Annotated in this window: 15 protein-coding genes; 12 read left to right on the forward strand and 3 right to left on the reverse strand. The window is 30.5% G+C overall.

What is annotated here, in order from left to right:
- Positions 1–408: 408 nt before the first annotated feature.
- From surE to MRU_RS02150, 4 genes are all read left to right on the forward strand, one after another.
- Complete coding sequence (gene surE, locus MRU_RS02135; RefSeq protein ID WP_012955222.1) at positions 409–1,197, forward strand: 5'/3'-nucleotidase SurE; 789 nt, start codon at positions 409–411, stop codon at positions 1,195–1,197.
- A 163-nt stretch (positions 1,198–1,360) separates the two neighbouring features.
- A complete protein-coding gene (locus MRU_RS02140; protein ID WP_012955223.1) occupies positions 1,361–2,095 on the forward strand; it encodes a 6-hydroxymethylpterin diphosphokinase MptE-like protein in 735 nt (244 codons plus the stop codon).
- 102 nt (positions 2,096–2,197) lie between these two features.
- Positions 2,198–2,824, forward strand: a complete 627-nt coding sequence (locus MRU_RS02145; protein ID WP_012955224.1) for a CatA-like O-acetyltransferase — start codon at positions 2,198–2,200, stop codon at positions 2,822–2,824.
- A 297-nt stretch (positions 2,825–3,121) separates the two neighbouring features.
- Positions 3,122–4,240 carry an ORC1-type DNA replication protein gene (locus MRU_RS02150; protein ID WP_012955225.1) on the forward strand — a complete coding sequence of 373 codons (1,119 nt, stop codon included), beginning with the start codon at positions 3,122–3,124 and terminating at the stop codon, positions 4,238–4,240.
- A gap of 664 nt (positions 4,241–4,904) precedes the next feature.
- On the opposite strand, the gene MRU_RS02155 is transcribed toward MRU_RS02150, so the two are convergent.
- On the reverse strand, positions 4,905–5,093 hold the full coding sequence (locus MRU_RS02155) for a hypothetical protein (protein WP_048812372.1): 189 nt from the start codon (positions 5,091–5,093) through the stop codon (positions 4,905–4,907).
- A gap of 292 nt (positions 5,094–5,385) precedes the next feature.
- Here MRU_RS02155 and MRU_RS02160 point away from each other — a divergent pair, with 292 nt between their 5' ends.
- From MRU_RS02160 to mtnP, 3 genes are all read left to right on the forward strand, one after another.
- Positions 5,386–5,832 (forward strand): archease, encoded by a 447-nt coding sequence (locus MRU_RS02160; RefSeq protein WP_048812373.1) that lies wholly within the window; start codon positions 5,386–5,388, stop codon positions 5,830–5,832.
- 375 nt (positions 5,833–6,207) lie between these two features.
- Positions 6,208–7,656, forward strand: a complete 1,449-nt coding sequence (locus tag MRU_RS02165) for an RtcB family protein (RefSeq protein WP_012955228.1) — start codon at positions 6,208–6,210, stop codon at positions 7,654–7,656.
- A gap of 147 nt (positions 7,657–7,803) precedes the next feature.
- Positions 7,804–8,577, forward strand: a complete 774-nt coding sequence (gene mtnP, locus MRU_RS02170; protein ID WP_012955229.1) for an S-methyl-5'-thioadenosine phosphorylase — start codon at positions 7,804–7,806, stop codon at positions 8,575–8,577.
- A gap of 228 nt (positions 8,578–8,805) precedes the next feature.
- Here the strand turns inward: mtnP and MRU_RS02175 are convergent, their stop codons facing one another.
- Complete coding sequence (locus tag MRU_RS02175; RefSeq protein WP_012955230.1) at positions 8,806–9,432, reverse strand: stage II sporulation protein M; 627 nt, start codon at positions 9,430–9,432, stop codon at positions 8,806–8,808.
- A gap of 762 nt (positions 9,433–10,194) precedes the next feature.
- Between MRU_RS02175 and MRU_RS02180 the strand changes: the two genes are divergently transcribed.
- A complete protein-coding gene (locus MRU_RS02180) occupies positions 10,195–10,587 on the forward strand; it encodes a hypothetical protein (protein WP_012955231.1) in 393 nt (130 codons plus the stop codon).
- Positions 10,588–10,697: 110 nt separating this feature from the next.
- On the opposite strand, the gene MRU_RS02185 is transcribed toward MRU_RS02180, so the two are convergent.
- Complete coding sequence (locus MRU_RS02185) at positions 10,698–10,901, reverse strand: helix-turn-helix transcriptional regulator (protein ID WP_012955232.1); 204 nt, start codon at positions 10,899–10,901, stop codon at positions 10,698–10,700.
- Positions 10,902–11,138: 237 nt separating this feature from the next.
- Here MRU_RS02185 and MRU_RS02190 point away from each other — a divergent pair, with 237 nt between their 5' ends.
- The 4 genes from MRU_RS02190 (at position 11,139) to MRU_RS02205 (ending at position 15,728) form a co-directional block, all read left to right on the forward strand.
- Positions 11,139–11,438 carry a DNA-binding protein gene (locus tag MRU_RS02190; protein WP_012955233.1) on the forward strand — a complete coding sequence of 100 codons (300 nt, stop codon included), beginning with the start codon at positions 11,139–11,141 and terminating at the stop codon, positions 11,436–11,438.
- Between the two features lie 521 nt (positions 11,439–11,959).
- On the forward strand, positions 11,960–13,027 hold the full coding sequence (locus MRU_RS02195; protein ID WP_012955234.1) for a tocopherol cyclase family protein: 1,068 nt from the start codon (positions 11,960–11,962) through the stop codon (positions 13,025–13,027).
- Positions 13,028–13,235: 208 nt separating this feature from the next.
- Positions 13,236–13,925 (forward strand): diacylglycerol/polyprenol kinase family protein, encoded by a 690-nt coding sequence (locus tag MRU_RS02200; RefSeq protein WP_012955235.1) that lies wholly within the window; start codon positions 13,236–13,238, stop codon positions 13,923–13,925.
- 744 nt (positions 13,926–14,669) lie between these two features.
- Positions 14,670–15,728, forward strand: coding sequence for an IS5-like element ISMru1 family transposase (locus MRU_RS02205; protein ID WP_012955236.1), 1,059 nt, complete (start codon positions 14,670–14,672; stop codon positions 15,726–15,728).
- Positions 15,729–16,511: the final 783 nt, after the last annotated feature.

The raw sequence follows: 16,511 nt of genomic DNA on the forward strand, positions 1-16,511 counted from the left end.
ATTATTTATATCTTTATTTGAATAATTATTTAATTATTTCTAATATGTTCTCTAATACTTAACTAGTTCAATATTGTTCTATATCAGTATATAAGTCGATCTAGTAATTTAGGGGGATTAGAAAGAGTTATTTGATAAATTAATTCGTGTAAAATGATTTATGTTTTATTAAAACTAGTTTTTGTTGAATTTTAAAAAAATAAAAAAAGGTTCTAGCTTCTATAAGACTTATAAAAGCTAGATTTAAATAAAAATTTTATATTTCTTATTAGATTTATTAGGGGTTTGTATGATTTGATGAATATTATTCAAAATCTTTAATTTCTCTTTATTATTGGAAACTTTTAAGAATTTATAAGTATTATTAAAGACAGAATATAAATCAATAAAAAAACTGAAGTGTTTCATATGAAGAATATATTAATATCCAATGATGATGGGGTTATGGGTCCTGGGATATTGGCTAGCAAGCAGGCTCTTGAAGGGCTTGCCAATGTGGTTGTCGTAGCTCCTCAGGAAAACAACAGCGCTGTAGGCCGCAAGGTCAATATCATGAAGCATATGTATTTGGAAAACTATGAATTGGCTGATGGAAGCATGGCTTATGGCTTGTCTGGAACTCCTGCAGATTCTGTTAATGTGGGGATTAATTATGTGTGTGATGAGGTTCCAGATCTTGTTGTAACTGGAATAAATCCTGGAATAAACATCAGCAGATTGCAGATAACAACATCTGGAACTGTCTGTGCAGCGATTGAAGCTGTTGGTTTAGGCATTCCAGCCATTGCATGCTCATTGTTTTTGGATGACGATTGCTTTAAGCAGGATGATGAGGGCAATTGGTATGTGGATACAGATTACAGTTTTGCTCAAAAGATCCTTGCAAAACTTGTAAAGAAGGTATTGGATGAGGGCATGCCAGATGGCGTTGACTTATTTAATCTTAATATTCCATCTAAGCCATTATCGGATAAGATTAAGATTACAAGACTTGCAGATAGCATGCTGAAGTTTAATATTCTTGAAAGGGTTGATGATGATGGCAATGATACTGTCATGAATGTTCCGGAACTGATTGAGGATTATGAGGAAGGAACCGATGGATATTGCTTGCTTGTTGAGAGGAGGCCAAGTCTTACTCCTTTGAATGTTCATTTTGGTGCTGAAATTAGTAATTTGGAAGATTGGGAGTTTTAGTTTTTAATTAAAATTATTTAAATTTAATATTATTTGAAATAGATTACTTAAATTAGAATCATTTAAAATTAGGATATTTTAAATTAGAACTATTTAAATTAGAATCATTTAAAATTAGAACTATTTAAATTAGAATTATTTAAATCATTAAGGATGTTTTAATATGGATATAAATGAATGGGAAGAATGGTATGAAGAGATTCTTAATACCTTTGGATTTCGTAGGGAAGATGATGAGAAGACTGCAGACCTATTGGATGAAATCCTTGCAGATCATGGTTTTTTGACCATTGATGAGTTCTATGATGAGATCATGCTTAAGAAGGGATACACTGATAAGTTTATTGTCTTTGGAGCAGGACCTTCATTGAAGGAGCATATAAGATTCTTGAAGGAAAACTATGACTTAAGCAAATACATGCTTGTATCTGCCGATGGGGCTACAACAGCCCTTTTGGAAGAGGATGTCGTTCCAGATATTGTTGCAACTGACTTAGACGGCAAGATGTCTGACCTTTTGACTGCAAATTCACTTGGCTCATACTTTGTGATTCATGCCCATGGAAACAATGAGGAGCTTATTGACCTATGGACAACAAGCTTTAATAAGATCCTTGGAACAACCCAGTCTGTTCCAGTAGGCAATCTCTATAACTTTGGAGGATTCACTGATGGAGATAGGGCAATGTTCTTTGTTGTAGAGCTTGGTGCAAAAGAGATGGTTCTTGCTGGAATGGACTTTGGAACAGTTGTAACCAAGTATTCAAGGCCAAACATTGAGGGTGAGACAGGCCCTGCCGATGAGATAAAGACTAAAAAGCTTATTTTTGCTGAAAGGTTATTAAATTGGATTAGGGAAAATGAGGATGTGGAAGTGATTAATTTAATCGATAGTTAATTTTCTACATATTCTTTTATTTTTTGTTTATTTTTTAATTTATTTCTTATTTTTTGATTATATTATATTTTTTAACTTTGTTTGATGTTTAGGGTTTTTATCATGAAAGAAATTGAATTTGACTTAAAGAACAATCCGTTTTATAATTTCCTATCTTCAAGATATAGCATGTCTGCACGTTTGAATGTGGAGAAGATGTGGAATTATTCAAAGGAAAATGATCTTTCCTTTTTTACATTATCTCTTGCTGCTTTAATCAACAGCTTGAATGAAATCCCTGAAATGAGACGAAGGATAGTGAATGGAAAGGTCATTGAATATGATTATCTGGATGCAGTTTGCCCGATAATGGATGAGGATAGCGGAATCTATAAGGAGATGAGGGTAAAGGCTCCCCAGAGATTTGATGAGATATTGGATTGGCATGATTATGTTCAAGAGCATGAAAGGAAGATTTTAAATGGAACAGAAGACGCTTTTGAGGTGAAGACTACCGAAAGAGATGAGCTGAATATTGCCAATTTCTCTTGCATTCCTTGGGTGGATTTTGATTCAATCACAAATTGCACAGCAAGCTCCAATCAGATTCAGCCTTTGATAACTTGGGGAAAGGTCAATGAGGATTATGAAATGACTGTGGCTATAACAGTTAGCCATATCTTTGTAAATGGGCGAGAGTTAGCTTATTTTTATCAATTCGCTCAGGACAATTTTAATAATCTTTTTTAGATTTTTTTAATGCTTTTTTTATTATTTAATATAGTATTACATTGGAGTGTAATAAAAAAGGTGATTTTTATTACATTGGAGTGTAATTAAAACTAGGGATTTTATTGCATTGGAGTGTAATAAAAAAGGTGATTTTTATTACATTGGAGTGTAATAAAAAAGGTGATTTTTATTACATTGGAGTGTAAAAGCATATATTTACTAATTGCAATGAATTGAAAATTATTTATTCAATTGCAAAAAAAACTTTTCAAATTTAAAGAAGTTTTTTATATTACTTACAATATAATTAATCATATGGCAATAGAAGATATTTTGATGTTTGACGAGACAATATTTAATGATATAAATGCATTCAATCCAGACTATATGCCACCTAACTATAATTTTAGAGACAGTCAGATGGAAGGAATGGCTATGGCTATACGCCCTGCCATAAGAGGTGGACGTCCAACCAATTCAGTAATATTAGGATCATGCGCTACAGGTAAGACAACTGCAATTAAAAAGGTATTTGAATTGGTTGAAAAGACTACAGATAAAGTGGTTTGTGTTTATATCAATTGTCAGCTTCACACTACACGTTTTGGAATCTTTTCTCAAATTCATAAAAAGATATTTGGACATCAGCCTCCAGAGACTGGAGTTCCATTCTCAAGGGTATATGAAAAGGTTATGGATAAACTTTCCTCAGATGGAAAGTCTCTTATTGTTGCCTTTGATGATGTAAACTATCTATTCCAGACTCCTCATGCAAACAAGGTATTCTATGATATCCTTAGGGCCTATGAGGAATATGAAGGGGTAAGAACAGGAATCTTTGCAATCCTTTCAGACTTGGAGTTTCGATTCGCCCTTGACAAGAATGTAAATACCGTATTCATTCCTCAAGACATTGTATTTCCGCCTTATAACTATAGCGAGATATTCAGCATTCTAAAGGATAGGGCTAAGGCAGGATTCTTCCCAGGTGTTGTCTCTGATGAAATCATTGAAGAGATAGCCAATCAGACCTATGAAGTAGGTGACTTGAGAGTGGGAATTGACCTTTTAAGGGTTAGCGGAAACATTGCCGAATCCAATGCAAGCAGAACCATAGAATTGGAGCATGTTGAAGAGGCAGTTGCAAAGCAAGGCTCTGTTAATCTTATGGAAACAATCAATTCATTGAATGACTTAGAAAAAACCATGATCAAGGTCTTAATTGATAGGGATGAGGTTGTTACAGCAGGAGCATTGTCTAAGGAATTTAAGGAGCAGGCTGGAGTAAGCTATGCGACATTCAACAGAACCCTTGAAAAGTTGGAATTCTTAAGATTGGTTGATACAAGGTATACAGGAAAAGGAGTAAGAGGCAATTCCAGGGAGATAATTTTAAGATTCTCTCCAGAGGATATTAAACGTTGCAATCTTTAGATAATTCATACTCTTTGTCTATTTATTTTAAGTTGTTCTTATTTAAGGGTTTTTTTTTTATTAAAACTCTTATTAAGCCCGCCCAATGCTTATTCAACTTTTTTTTAACTCTTTTTATTTTTTTTCATATTTTTATCAACTTTTTTTTAACTCTTTTTAGCTTTTTTCATTTTTACATTTTTATAACTTCTATTTTAGTATTTATTTAGTAAAATAAGTATCTATTCGTATTTAATTAATAAAAAGAGCAATATAATTGGTAAATAAATAAACGAATTATTTTAAATCTTATAAAAAAAAGAAAATTATTAAAGGATGTGTTGTGTTTTATATTAAATCTAGCTATGTGAGAAGTTTTAGATTAAATATAAATTCTTGTTTCGATTTATTCAATTATTAAAATATTAAATTTGGGTCATTTTTTTAAATGATTAATTTAATAGTTTTTTAAAATAAAGCGGCTGTGAATACTATGCAGGATAATATTCATAGTTTTATAGTATTGATTGCACACATCCTTTAATAGATAATGGGTTTGGTTATTTATACCGCGAACATTTGTTCTAGGCTTTTTTTTATGCCATGAACATTTGTTTTAGGCTTTTTTTATACTCAGAACATTTTTCTAAGATACTTTTACTCAGATATTCTGAGGAGTGTTTATTTATACCCAGAGCATAAAATCTGGGCTTGGAGCTGCACTTACAGCTAAAATAGATAAAAGCAATACTGTAAACACTACAAATATTACCATGCAATCTTTAATGTTTATTCTAAGGTTGTTGAAAGTCAAAGGATCTCTTAAATTTTGTTTTTTTCTTAAATCACAAGTTCTGTTATTATGGCTTACCATCATTTTCACCTCGCCTTTAGTTAAATTTTTTCATGTGTACTAATAGTAAGTTTTAAAGAGTATATAAAAAAAGAGCAAGAGAGCATTTGAAAACTAATCAAGGTGTATTTCAAGTGTAAAATTGCACTGATATTTAGAGTGTTTTAATTGTTAATATGAAATTTTTAAGAGATTTTTTCATCTCTTTTTAAGCCTTAGATTTTTAAGTGATTTTTCAATTTATTTTATATATCATTAAATTAGAAATAATATTAGAAACTAATAAATGATTTTAATTCATTGTGGTGCAATTATGAGTGAAAATAATCAAAGGGAGAAAAAATTCGAATATTTTGAAGTTACTGCAGATATTGGATTTTATGCTTATGGTAATACTCTGGAAGAGGCTTACGAAAATGCTGCTTTAGCTATGTTTAATGTGGTGACTGATATAGATAAGGTTAAAACTAGCGAAACCCGTGAGTTTGAGGTCGAATCAGAGGATTTGGTTTCTCTTTTATATGATTATTTGGATGAGTTCTTATTCCTTCAAGATACTGAATTCTTGTTTTTCAGTGAGTTTAAGGTTGATATAGATAAAACAGAGGATGGTTATAAGTTAAATTGCATTGCATCTGGTGAGGAAATCAATTGGGACGTTCATGTTCCACGCTCTGAAGTTAAGGCCATCACTTTTCATAAGATGTGTGTAAAAAAGGAAGATGGTGTTTTTAAGCTTAGGGCTATTTTGGATTTGTAAGACTTCTTTTTAATCTATTTTTATCCTATTTTTCTTAAAACTCTATTTAATTCCTTTAACAATCTTTTAAGCTATTTTTATTCAATTTTTCTTAAAACTCTATTTAATTCCTTTAACAATCTTTTAAGCTATTTTTTAAATATTTTATTAATAATCTATTTCCAGTTATTTTTATTCGAAGGAATTTAAACAATTAATTTTAAATGTATTATAAAACAAAATATAATAACAATTAAAACTATAATTTAATTTATAATTTCTATGCAGAAGTTTTATTTAAATTTAATTTATAATTTCTATGCAGAAGTTTATTTAAATTTAATTTATAATTTTTATGCAAAAGTTTTATTTTAATTTTAATCATTAAGTGATACTATGTCAATTAGAGAAAGTCTTGTAAAAGTTAGAGAAAATGTTTGGGAACTTCCAAGTGACTATAAGAAGGAAATGAGAGTTCCTGGAAGGATGTATCTTGATGATGAAGCTGTAAAGACCATTGAAGAAGGTGCTCTTGAACAGGTTTCAAATGTGGCCTGCATGCCTGGTATTCAAGGGGCATCAATCGCCATGCCTGATATTCACTTCGGATACGGTTTCAGCATAGGAGGAGTAGGTGCATTCAATTATAATAACGGTGTTGTAAGTCCTGGAGGAGTGGGCTTTGACATTAACTGTGGAGTAAGAATGCTTAGGACCAATCTTACTGAAGATGAAATCAAGCCGCATCTTAAGGAGCTTACAGAGGTTCTCTTTAAAAACATTCCATCAGGTGTTGGAAGCAAAGGTCAGATAAGGCTTAAGGACAATGAGATCAATGAGGTTCTTGATTATGGTGCCTGGTGGGCAGTTGAACGTGGATTCGGCTGGGAAGAAGACCTAAAATTCCTTGAAGAGAATGGGAGAATGGAAGAGGCCGAATCTGAAGTCGTAAGCAAAAAGGCTAAAAAAAGAGGAGTTCCTCAATTAGGTTCATTAGGTTCTGGAAACCACTTCCTTGAGGTTCAAAAGATTGAGGAAGTCTATGACGATAATGTTGCAAAGGCATTTGGTCTAGAGCCTGGAAATGTTACAATAATGATTCACAGCGGTTCAAGAGGCTGCGGACACCAAATCTGTTCTGATTATTTAAGAAAGATGGATAAGGCTTATAGAAACTATAAGATCAAGCTTCCAGACAGACAATTGGCATGTGCTCCTATTGACTCTCCAGAGGCTACAGGATACCTTAAGGCTATGGCTGCAGGTGCAAACTATGCTTGGGCTAACCGTCAGATGATGTCCCATTGGGTAAGGCAATCCTTTGAAGAGGTATTTAAGAGGGATGCAGAAGATATGGGAATGAGCACAATCTATGATGTTGCCCATAACATTGCTAAAAAGGAAGTCCATAAGGTTAAAAATTCCCATATGGAAGTTCTTGTTCACAGAAAAGGTGCAACCCGTGCATTCTGTCCTGGAAGACGTGAGATTCCTAAGGAATATCGTGATGTAGGTCAGCCTGTCCTTATTCCTGGAACCATGGGAACCGCTTCATATATCTTGCATGGTACTGATGTTGCTATGGAAGAGACCTTTGGATCCACTGCACATGGTGCTGGAAGGGTATTGTCCAGAACTGCTGCTAAAAAGCAATACACTGCTAAGGATATTGAAAAAGAATTGAATGATAAGGGAATTCATGTAAAAGCTAATTCAGCTCCTGTGTTAGCTGAAGAGGCTCCTGGTGCATATAAGAATGTGGATTCTGTTGTTAAGACCTCTCACGATGCTGGCATTGCTAAGCTGGTTGCTAAGGTTGTTCCACTAGCAGTTACAAAAGGATAGTTCTTAATAGGTTTAAAAGGCTTAATTAAGAATTTAGTTTGATTTATAGAATTTAAAAAGGACATCTGTCCTTTTTCATTTACTTTTTTTTTAAAACTAGTTTATTTATATTAATTTTTCATTATTTATTTTTGCGAGGTTATTTATATGATTGCAATTATTGGAGGAAGCGGTGTCGATGAGATTACAGACATGGCAGAATCAATAGAGAAAAAGATAGTAGATACCGAATATGGCTCTGTACAGGTTTCTCTATTTGAAATTGAAGGAAAAGAAGTTGTTTTCCTTCCAAGACATTCAGAAGGACATACCTGTCCTCCACATAAGATTAACTTTAAGGCAAATATCATGGCCTTAAAGGAGTTAGGGGTTAGTCAGATTTTAGCTACAAATGCAGTAGGTTCAGTTGATTTGGAAATTGGCCCGGGATCCATAGTAATTCCAGATGACTTCTTGGACTTTACTGTAAATAGGGATAGGACATTCTATGACGATGATGTTGTTCATATTGACATGAGCGAGCCTTACTGCAATAGGCTTAGAAATGCATTGCTAGAGAATTCTGATTGTGTAAATGGAGGTCTTGTAGATGGTGGAACCCATATTTGTACAGAAGGACCTAGATTTGAAACTCCATCTGAAATCAGGATGTTTAAAATGATTGGCGGAACTGTTGTGGGAATGACTACATTACCTGAAGCTGTTCTTGCAAGGGAAAAGGAGATGTGCTATGCTTCCATAGCCATTGTATCCAATTATTGCACTTCCATTGCCAAGCATAAATTAGGAGTGGAAGAGATAATTGAAATAATGGCTGTAAAAAAGGAAGAATTGATTAGTCTTCTGTTTAATACAATTAAGAATCTGCCTGTAGACTATGATTGTGAATGCCATCATGCATTAGGTGATGCGGAGTTTTAATCAATTATTTTAAAATAAGAAATTAAGAGAGGAAACTCTCTTAATTATAAAAATATTTATTTTATTCTCTTTTTTTTTATTTTAGAACTAAAATTTATTAATTCTGTCTTTTTTAGTGCTATTTTTTTTTAATTAGGTCTCTTTAGAACTAAAATTTTTTAATTCTGTCTTTTTTAGTGCTATTTTTTTTTAATTAGGTCTCTTTTTTTATTTTCACACTAATTTTCTTTATCTAAGTCCTAAAAACCCCATAATAAATTCTGAAAATGCAGTTGAGAAATATGCTTCGATTGGAGCGGCAATAAGTAAGAGGATTGTTGCAATAACCATTAGCACTATGCTCTGAATCAGTGTCTTTTTAGTCATCTCAAATGCGTCAGAGGCCCCATTTGTATCCTTGCTTCTAAATGCCTTTATGAACCTCCAAATGAATAGGAACAATAGTATTCCAGCTGCGGACTGAAGGACTGTTGCAGTAATTTCAAATATTCCATGGGGAATTAGGTAAATTAGGTATAAGATTCCTCCATTTGGCATGAAATGATTGAATAATTGTCCAATGCTTCCTAAATTTAATGCATTGTATCCTAGCAATACAATTGCAGCAATTCCAAAGAATACTGATGCAAGGTATGTAATGATTCCTCCAAGTTCGTTATGGATGAAAAGTTCAATTGCGCTGCTTTGGGCTCCTCCAGGACCATTCATTGCAGTTACATTGCTTGCAATGGCCTGCATTTTCGGACCGGTTATAATCCAAGCTGCAATGAAAACTATTATAAAAAATGCATATAGTCCTATTATTAGTTTCTTATTGTCTTTTAGGGATTCTATAAATAACTCTTTTATATTCATATCTTTTATTTTATATTTTTGAATTTATATAATTTTTTAATGCTGTTTTTCTCATTGTTAATTCCACTTAAATTTATAAAATGTAAAACTTTATATATAACCGTGCCCTTATATCTTGTAAGCATTAAAGTTTGAATATTGGTATTGAATTGATTGGTTTCATTAATCTAATTCATTAATGAATTCATTTGATTTGGTATTGGTATTTGATTTTAATGTACGCCAATGATTTCACCACAAGTAAGAATTTTTACACCTTTTAAAACTACTATATTGTTTCTTTCTTGTTCATATTTTAATATACTCTATGCACCATTTAATCATAGTTAATCACTCCTTGATTTGTTTTGCATTGTTTGTCATTTGTGTATCATCTTATAGGGTTTTTCTTCTTTCTTTTGGTAAATCATTGGGATTTAAATAGATCAGGGGTGGGTTTCTTCCCAATATTGTCAGGACAAGAAGGGGTAGTCCTGATTTAAAGATATTGGGATGATTGGTGGGTATATAATTATTCTATTAATTGAAGTTGATTTATTGGATGGTTTTTGTATGAATTGATTATTTTTCGGCTTTTAAACAATTCATATGATTATTGTTTTTTAAATTGGTTTTGAATCTAATAGATTAATTATTCTATCTATTTAAGCTCTTAATATTTGATTTAGACTATAATCTATATTTGTGAGCATTTAAGCTCTAAATATTAATTTGGATATTTGGGCTATTTAGAAAAGAACTTTCTTTTTAGAGGTATTTTTCATGAATGAATTTGGACAATTACAATTAATCTGGATTAGAAGACTTGCAAGAGAAACTGGTAGAATTACTGCATTGATAGAAGCTGGAAATCTTTCTGTAATTGATTTGGTCAGATATAAAAAGAGCATTTCATCAATGGATGGATTTTGTCGTTTTGTAATTGAATCTCAAGATTGGGATGATGTTAGAAGAATTCCTGAAATTGTTGAAGATGTTGAAGAAAAGTTATTCTTGCACTTTTATGAAATGATCGACAGATTCGATGGAGAAGGAGCTCATTTAGACTTTTCCAAAGAAGATGAGGGTAAGATATGCTTAAATTTCGACGATGCTTCTTTAGAGGACATTGTATTTACAATCATTGATGACGAAGACATTGATGTGTTTTTATAATTTCATCTTCTTTTAAATTCTTTTTTTTTGTTTTTTAAGAATAAGGATTTTTTTATGAGGTCAAATATTTTTTTCAAATGAGTAATGCTTTTTTTTCATTCCAAAGATTTTTATTTTTTATTAGAATCATTAATAAATATGTCTTCGATTTTCACATCAAATTTATGGGCTATTTTAAAGGCTAATTCCAATGACGGATCATTTTTATTATTTTCAATCAATACAATTGTCTGTCTGCTAACGCCTAATTCATCTGCTAATTCCTTTTGAGTAATATTTTCTATTGCCCTATATATTTTTAGATTATTTCTCATTTTATCACAAAAATTTCTTCTTTTATATGTTTATTAATTTCTAATATTATTTATTTTAGGTATAGTTTATTTTACTTAATGTTTAATATTATTTACTTTATGTTAAATATATTTTACTATTATTATATATTTATATAGGATTATGAATATATATTCATAATGTAATTTATAGTAATTTTGATTTGTTTTTTATTTAACAATTAGAATTCTTGTTGAATTTAATATAAGGTGATTAATATGGAAAATCTTTTAAATTTAAAATATACTTGTAAAGACTGTGATTTTACTTGGATAACATTAAATGGAGAACATAGCATTTGTCCTAAGTGCCATAGTGAAAATATTGATTTATTAGGAGAAGTAAAGGATTTGGATATTGAAGCAATTCTTGCTCATAATAAAATGAGGGGAGGATGTTGTGGTTCTGCACGTGGAAAAGGTCCTTTGACATGTGGAAAACCAATGCCTGACCATGCAAATCCAAATATTCCTCATCATAACCACAATAAGAAAACTTGTTGTGGATACAATGAATAATTTTATTTTTATATTTATTTCCTTGTTATGCGGGTGTTTGCCTAATTTATAGCATTTAGAATTAAAATTAACTCCAACTTTATTATTTTGCTTTTATTTTAGGCAACACTCATTTTTATTTAATTTCCCTCTTTAATATTTTAATTTAATTATTAAAACCTATTTTTATTTTTTTTTATTTTTTTCTTGTTTTTTGGGGGTTTTGGTCTTATTATTTTTTAGGTTTTTTATATCCTTTTCAATTATCACATTTTTTATTTTATTTTATCAAGTCTATTTTTCTATAATTTTTAATCTAATTTCATTCAAATCTATTATGTTCATAATTTAAATTTATTTTATATTTTATATAATAGTTAATTTTTGATTTAATAGTCAATTTCCTATTTTTTTCAAATTTAAATAACAAACTATTTATTATAAAGAAAATATAAATAAATAATAAGATATTATTTTAATTGACTTATTTAATATTCTTAACTTGATTATTAAATTAATTATATCATTTTGGAGGATTACTAATGAATGTAAGTGATTTAAAAAGAGACCATTATATGCTAAAGGGTCCCCTTGCAAAGCAAGGCTATGACTGGTGGTGGCATTCCCTCACTGCATACAATAAGGAAACTGGGGAACCAAGACCTTTCTTTATAGAATACTTTGTGTGCAATCCTGCTCTTGCTGAGGATGAGCCTACCTTAGGCCAAGACCCTAAAAACATTGAAGCAGGGAAAAAGCCATCCTACTGTATGCTGAAGGTAGGAGCATGGGGTAAGGAGCCTAAGCAGATTCATAATTTCTATTCCATGAAGGATTTCGAATGTCCAGATGACAAGTTGGATGTTAAGATTGGAGAGTTCAGCTTAACTGAAAAACATATGACCGGATACTGTAAGGTTACAGAGGAGGAAGCACGTGACCATCCGGAGTACATGTGTGATGCAGGAGAGATGAAATGGGACTTGGACATTGACAAGCAAATCACTTTTAATGTGGGATATGGAGCTAACACTCTCTTTAGAAAACTTAATTCATTTGAAATGTTTTGGCATGCTGAAGGAATAAAGACTCAATACAGCGGAACCATTGAGCTTGATGGGGTCGAATATGAGGTTATTCCAGAAAAGTCATTCGGATATGCCGACAAGAACTGGGGAGCAGACTTTACAAGCCCTTGGCTATGGATCTCCTCATGCAATCTAACAAGCCTCATTACTGGAGAGAAGCTTAACAACTCTGCCTTTGAAGCAGGTGGAGGAAAGCCTAAGGCATTTGGTATTTCACTTCCTAGAAAGCTTCTGATAGGATTCTATTATGAAGGAAAGATGTATGAATATAACTTTGCAAGATTCTGGAATATGGTAAAGGTTGATTTCGGATTTAAGGAAGGTGAAGAGTTGAATGAATGGTTTATCAATGCAAGTAATAAGGACAGCAAGATGGAAATGAAGCTTTATTGCAAGCGTGATGAGATGTTGCTCTTTAATTATGAAGCTCCAACCGGTAAGAAGCTACACACCCGTCTTTGGAATGGTGGTAACGGCTTTGGTGAGATAAAGCTTATGAAAAAAGGACGGCACATTGATTGACCATGTAAAGATAGAGAATGCAGGTTGTGAATACGGAGAATATGATGATGATAGGACTCATAATGTTATAGATGACAGATAAAGAATATTTTCCTTCTTCCATCCCATATGAATTGGAATGGGGAAATACTTCTTATTATCTTTTATTTTTTCATTATGAGTTATTTTTTTTTAAATTTCATACTTTAATTAGTTAAGAGTCGATATTATGTTGTGGACAGATTTTATTGTTTTGGCGATTGTTTATATTTATGTGGTTGCAATTTTTATACTGTCTGAGAAGGTCTTAAAGAGCAGGCCAGAGGTCTCCCGTAAGTTTTTACATATTATGGTAGGTAATATGATATTTGCCATGCCATTCTTCTCAGATCCTTGGATTATGCTTTTATTCATTACCTTGCCTGTAACTGTGGCACTATTCTTCCTTACAGAGTACTCCCCTATTCAGATTGAAAACAGCGTTACCGAATCCGGACATGCATTAGGACTCCTCTTTTATGCATTGATTTGGTCCATATTGCTCTTTGTCTACCCAATCATGCTTGATCCTAACTATCTTTGGATTGTAGCAATGGCAATCGTTCCATTGGTATATGGTGACGGATTTGCTGCTCTTGTTGGAGGAAAATGGGGTACAATCAAATATCATGTATTTGGAGGAGAGAAAACTGTTGTAGGTTCCCTTGCAATGCTTTCTGTAACTGCAGTTCTTTCTGTATTTGTTTGGGTGTTCTACAGTTCAATAGGATACACTCTTCCAGAGCTTAATTTATGGTATATATTGCTTATATCAGCAGTTGCAACATTGTGTGAAGCTCTCAGTTATGGTGGTGTGGACAACCTTACTGTTCCTGCTGTAACTTCCGTTTTGTATTATATTGTTGCGACCGTCCTCTAAAAAAGCAAGCTTTAATACCCAAGCTTTTTTGGCCTTCGGGTGAAAAAACCTTGACCAAAATTTTTATCAGGGCTGTTGTCGAATGGCCCTTTTTTATCTCTTTTTTATCATAAATCTTTTTTTTTTATAGTGTTTTAAGCTGGTTGAATGGCCCTTTTTTATCTCTTTTTTATCTCTTTTTATAGTATCTTTTTATGTTAAACTTCTTTTTCAATAGTTATTTTTTCCAAGTTTTTAATTATTCTTATAGTCAATATTAAAAAAATTATCATTTGATTAAAATATTATCAATTGATAAAATTTTTATCTTTTTTTATAAATATTATCATTATGTTCAATAATTTTTAATAATATTAATATTTCATTCAATAAAAAAGAAAGTTTTATATAAATTTTTCAACAAACCATTATTTGTCAAGCTATCATTTTCAAAAATGCTTTTTTGTTTTTTTAATTTCTTTTGAAAATAGCTAAGATTATAAGACTATCAATATATCAATGGTTGAATCTATTGCATATGATTATAGTTTTAAGAAGGTGTTAATATGAAATGATATGCTATTTAGGGGCCTGAATTTTTTTATGTATGAAATCGTTCAGATTTTCTATATTTTTATTCATTACCCTATAAAAATGTATTTATTTCTAAAAATACAATTGTATTATTAGTTATATAAAAAAATAGGTCTTTAATATCGTTAAATTTAAATAATATGCTTTACAAATATATTATTGGCGATAATAATGAAGCATAGATTAAATTTAGATAATAAAGACCCAAATTATATTTTGTTGAAAGAAATATTTAAAATTATGGATTCTAGAAAATCCAAAAGTATATTAGCATCCTATGGATTTAAAAACTTAAATAGAACAATATTTACTTTTAAAATTATATTTATAAGTATGTTCTTTGGAATTGACATTCCATTCATTTTAAACGAGCTTAAATCCAAAAAAGAACTTCGCAAATACTTTAATATTTCTGAAGTTTTGACTGCAGATCAAGTTTATAAAATTTTTTCAGAAATAAACTCTGAAAAACTTATAAAATGTTTAAACAGAATCTTAAACTCAAGGAATATGGTTAAAAGAAGAGGAAAAAAGACTTTTATTGTTGATGCGACCCCAGTGGACGTAGATATTAATTTCCACAGAAATAAAAAGACTAAAGAACATCTGGAAAAAATTAATCTCAAATGGAGTTATTCATCCTCTAAAGGTTATTATATTGGATTTAAAGCAACTGTTGTATTAGATTATGATTCTATGAATCCTGTTTGTATTTTAGTCCACTCTGGAGCTCCAAACGATGCAAAACTTTTCGAAGAAATTTTAGAAAACCTTCAAAAAAGACGAATAATCAGAAAAGGAGACACATTAATCTTTGATAAAGGATATTACAGCTATAAAAACTACCAAATCGGAATCAGCAAATACAAAATCATTCCTTTCATTTTTCCAAAAGAAAAATTCAGCAGAACCCGATTGGATGACATTTTAACTTATTTACTAGCCGTATTTAACAAAACAAAGAGAATAATGAAAGAAAAAAGATTATACAATAGTTTAAAAATGGAATTAATGAAAAAAATAGATTCATGGGAAAAATTTAAACCAATAAGGGGCAAAATAGAAGATTTTTTCAAATTATTAAAACAAGGCTTGAATATGAGAGAAATCCACAAATATACTCCAAAATCAGTAGAAAAAACCGTTTATCTAAATGTATTTTTGGGAGCACTGATTATATCACAAGGATTTTACTCAAAAACGGCCATACAACAATTATCTGAAAACTAAAATCGTCAGGCCCCTAAATTATTTTTTTTATCCAGATTTTTCTTATTTTTTTAATAATTTTCTTATTTTTTTTCAACTTTGTTCTTATTTTTTCAAATAATATTTTGACTTTTTCTTTTTTATAAATTTTTTTCACTAAAAATGCTAAAGTTTATTTTTTATTAAAATGATTTATTTTACTTATAAAAATATTTTAATAATTATTTAATAAAAATCATAATTTTAAACTTTGTTTTTATGAATTTAATTATTTTAAAAATTTTATAATCTTTTTAAAAGCGTTTAAATTAAAATAACTTTTGGTTAATAAAATCGAAAGCTTTATATGCTATGAAGTTCAACTATTATTTAGTTACAAAAACTAACTAAAAGATTTGCATTAATAATTATTGGTAAATTTTTTAAAAATTCTTTCAATTCTTTATTTGGTTAATTAAAATTATTTATTTAATTTTAAACGATTGATTAAATGAATTTAAGGAATTTTACTGGAATTTATTCTTCTAATTATTTATTGATGATTAAACTGTATCTCTATTGGTTATTCAAATAAAATGACGCTCTTAAAATCTTTAGTTTAATTTTAATGTATTTATGAATATTTAGTTTCATTTGTAGTCTGGAGAGATCTTTTATTTGATGATTGATTGGATACGACATTGGCTGAATAATTTTAAGAATAATTCTAAACAATTGATATTTCTGTGCCTCCAATAATTATTAATAATCTTTTAGGGGTGAACTGGAATCAATTAATTTAATTAAAATTGATAATGATTTTGG

The organism is Methanobrevibacter ruminantium M1, assembly GCF_000024185.1.
GTDB lineage: Archaea > Methanobacteriota > Methanobacteria > Methanobacteriales > Methanobacteriaceae > Methanobrevibacter > Methanobrevibacter ruminantium.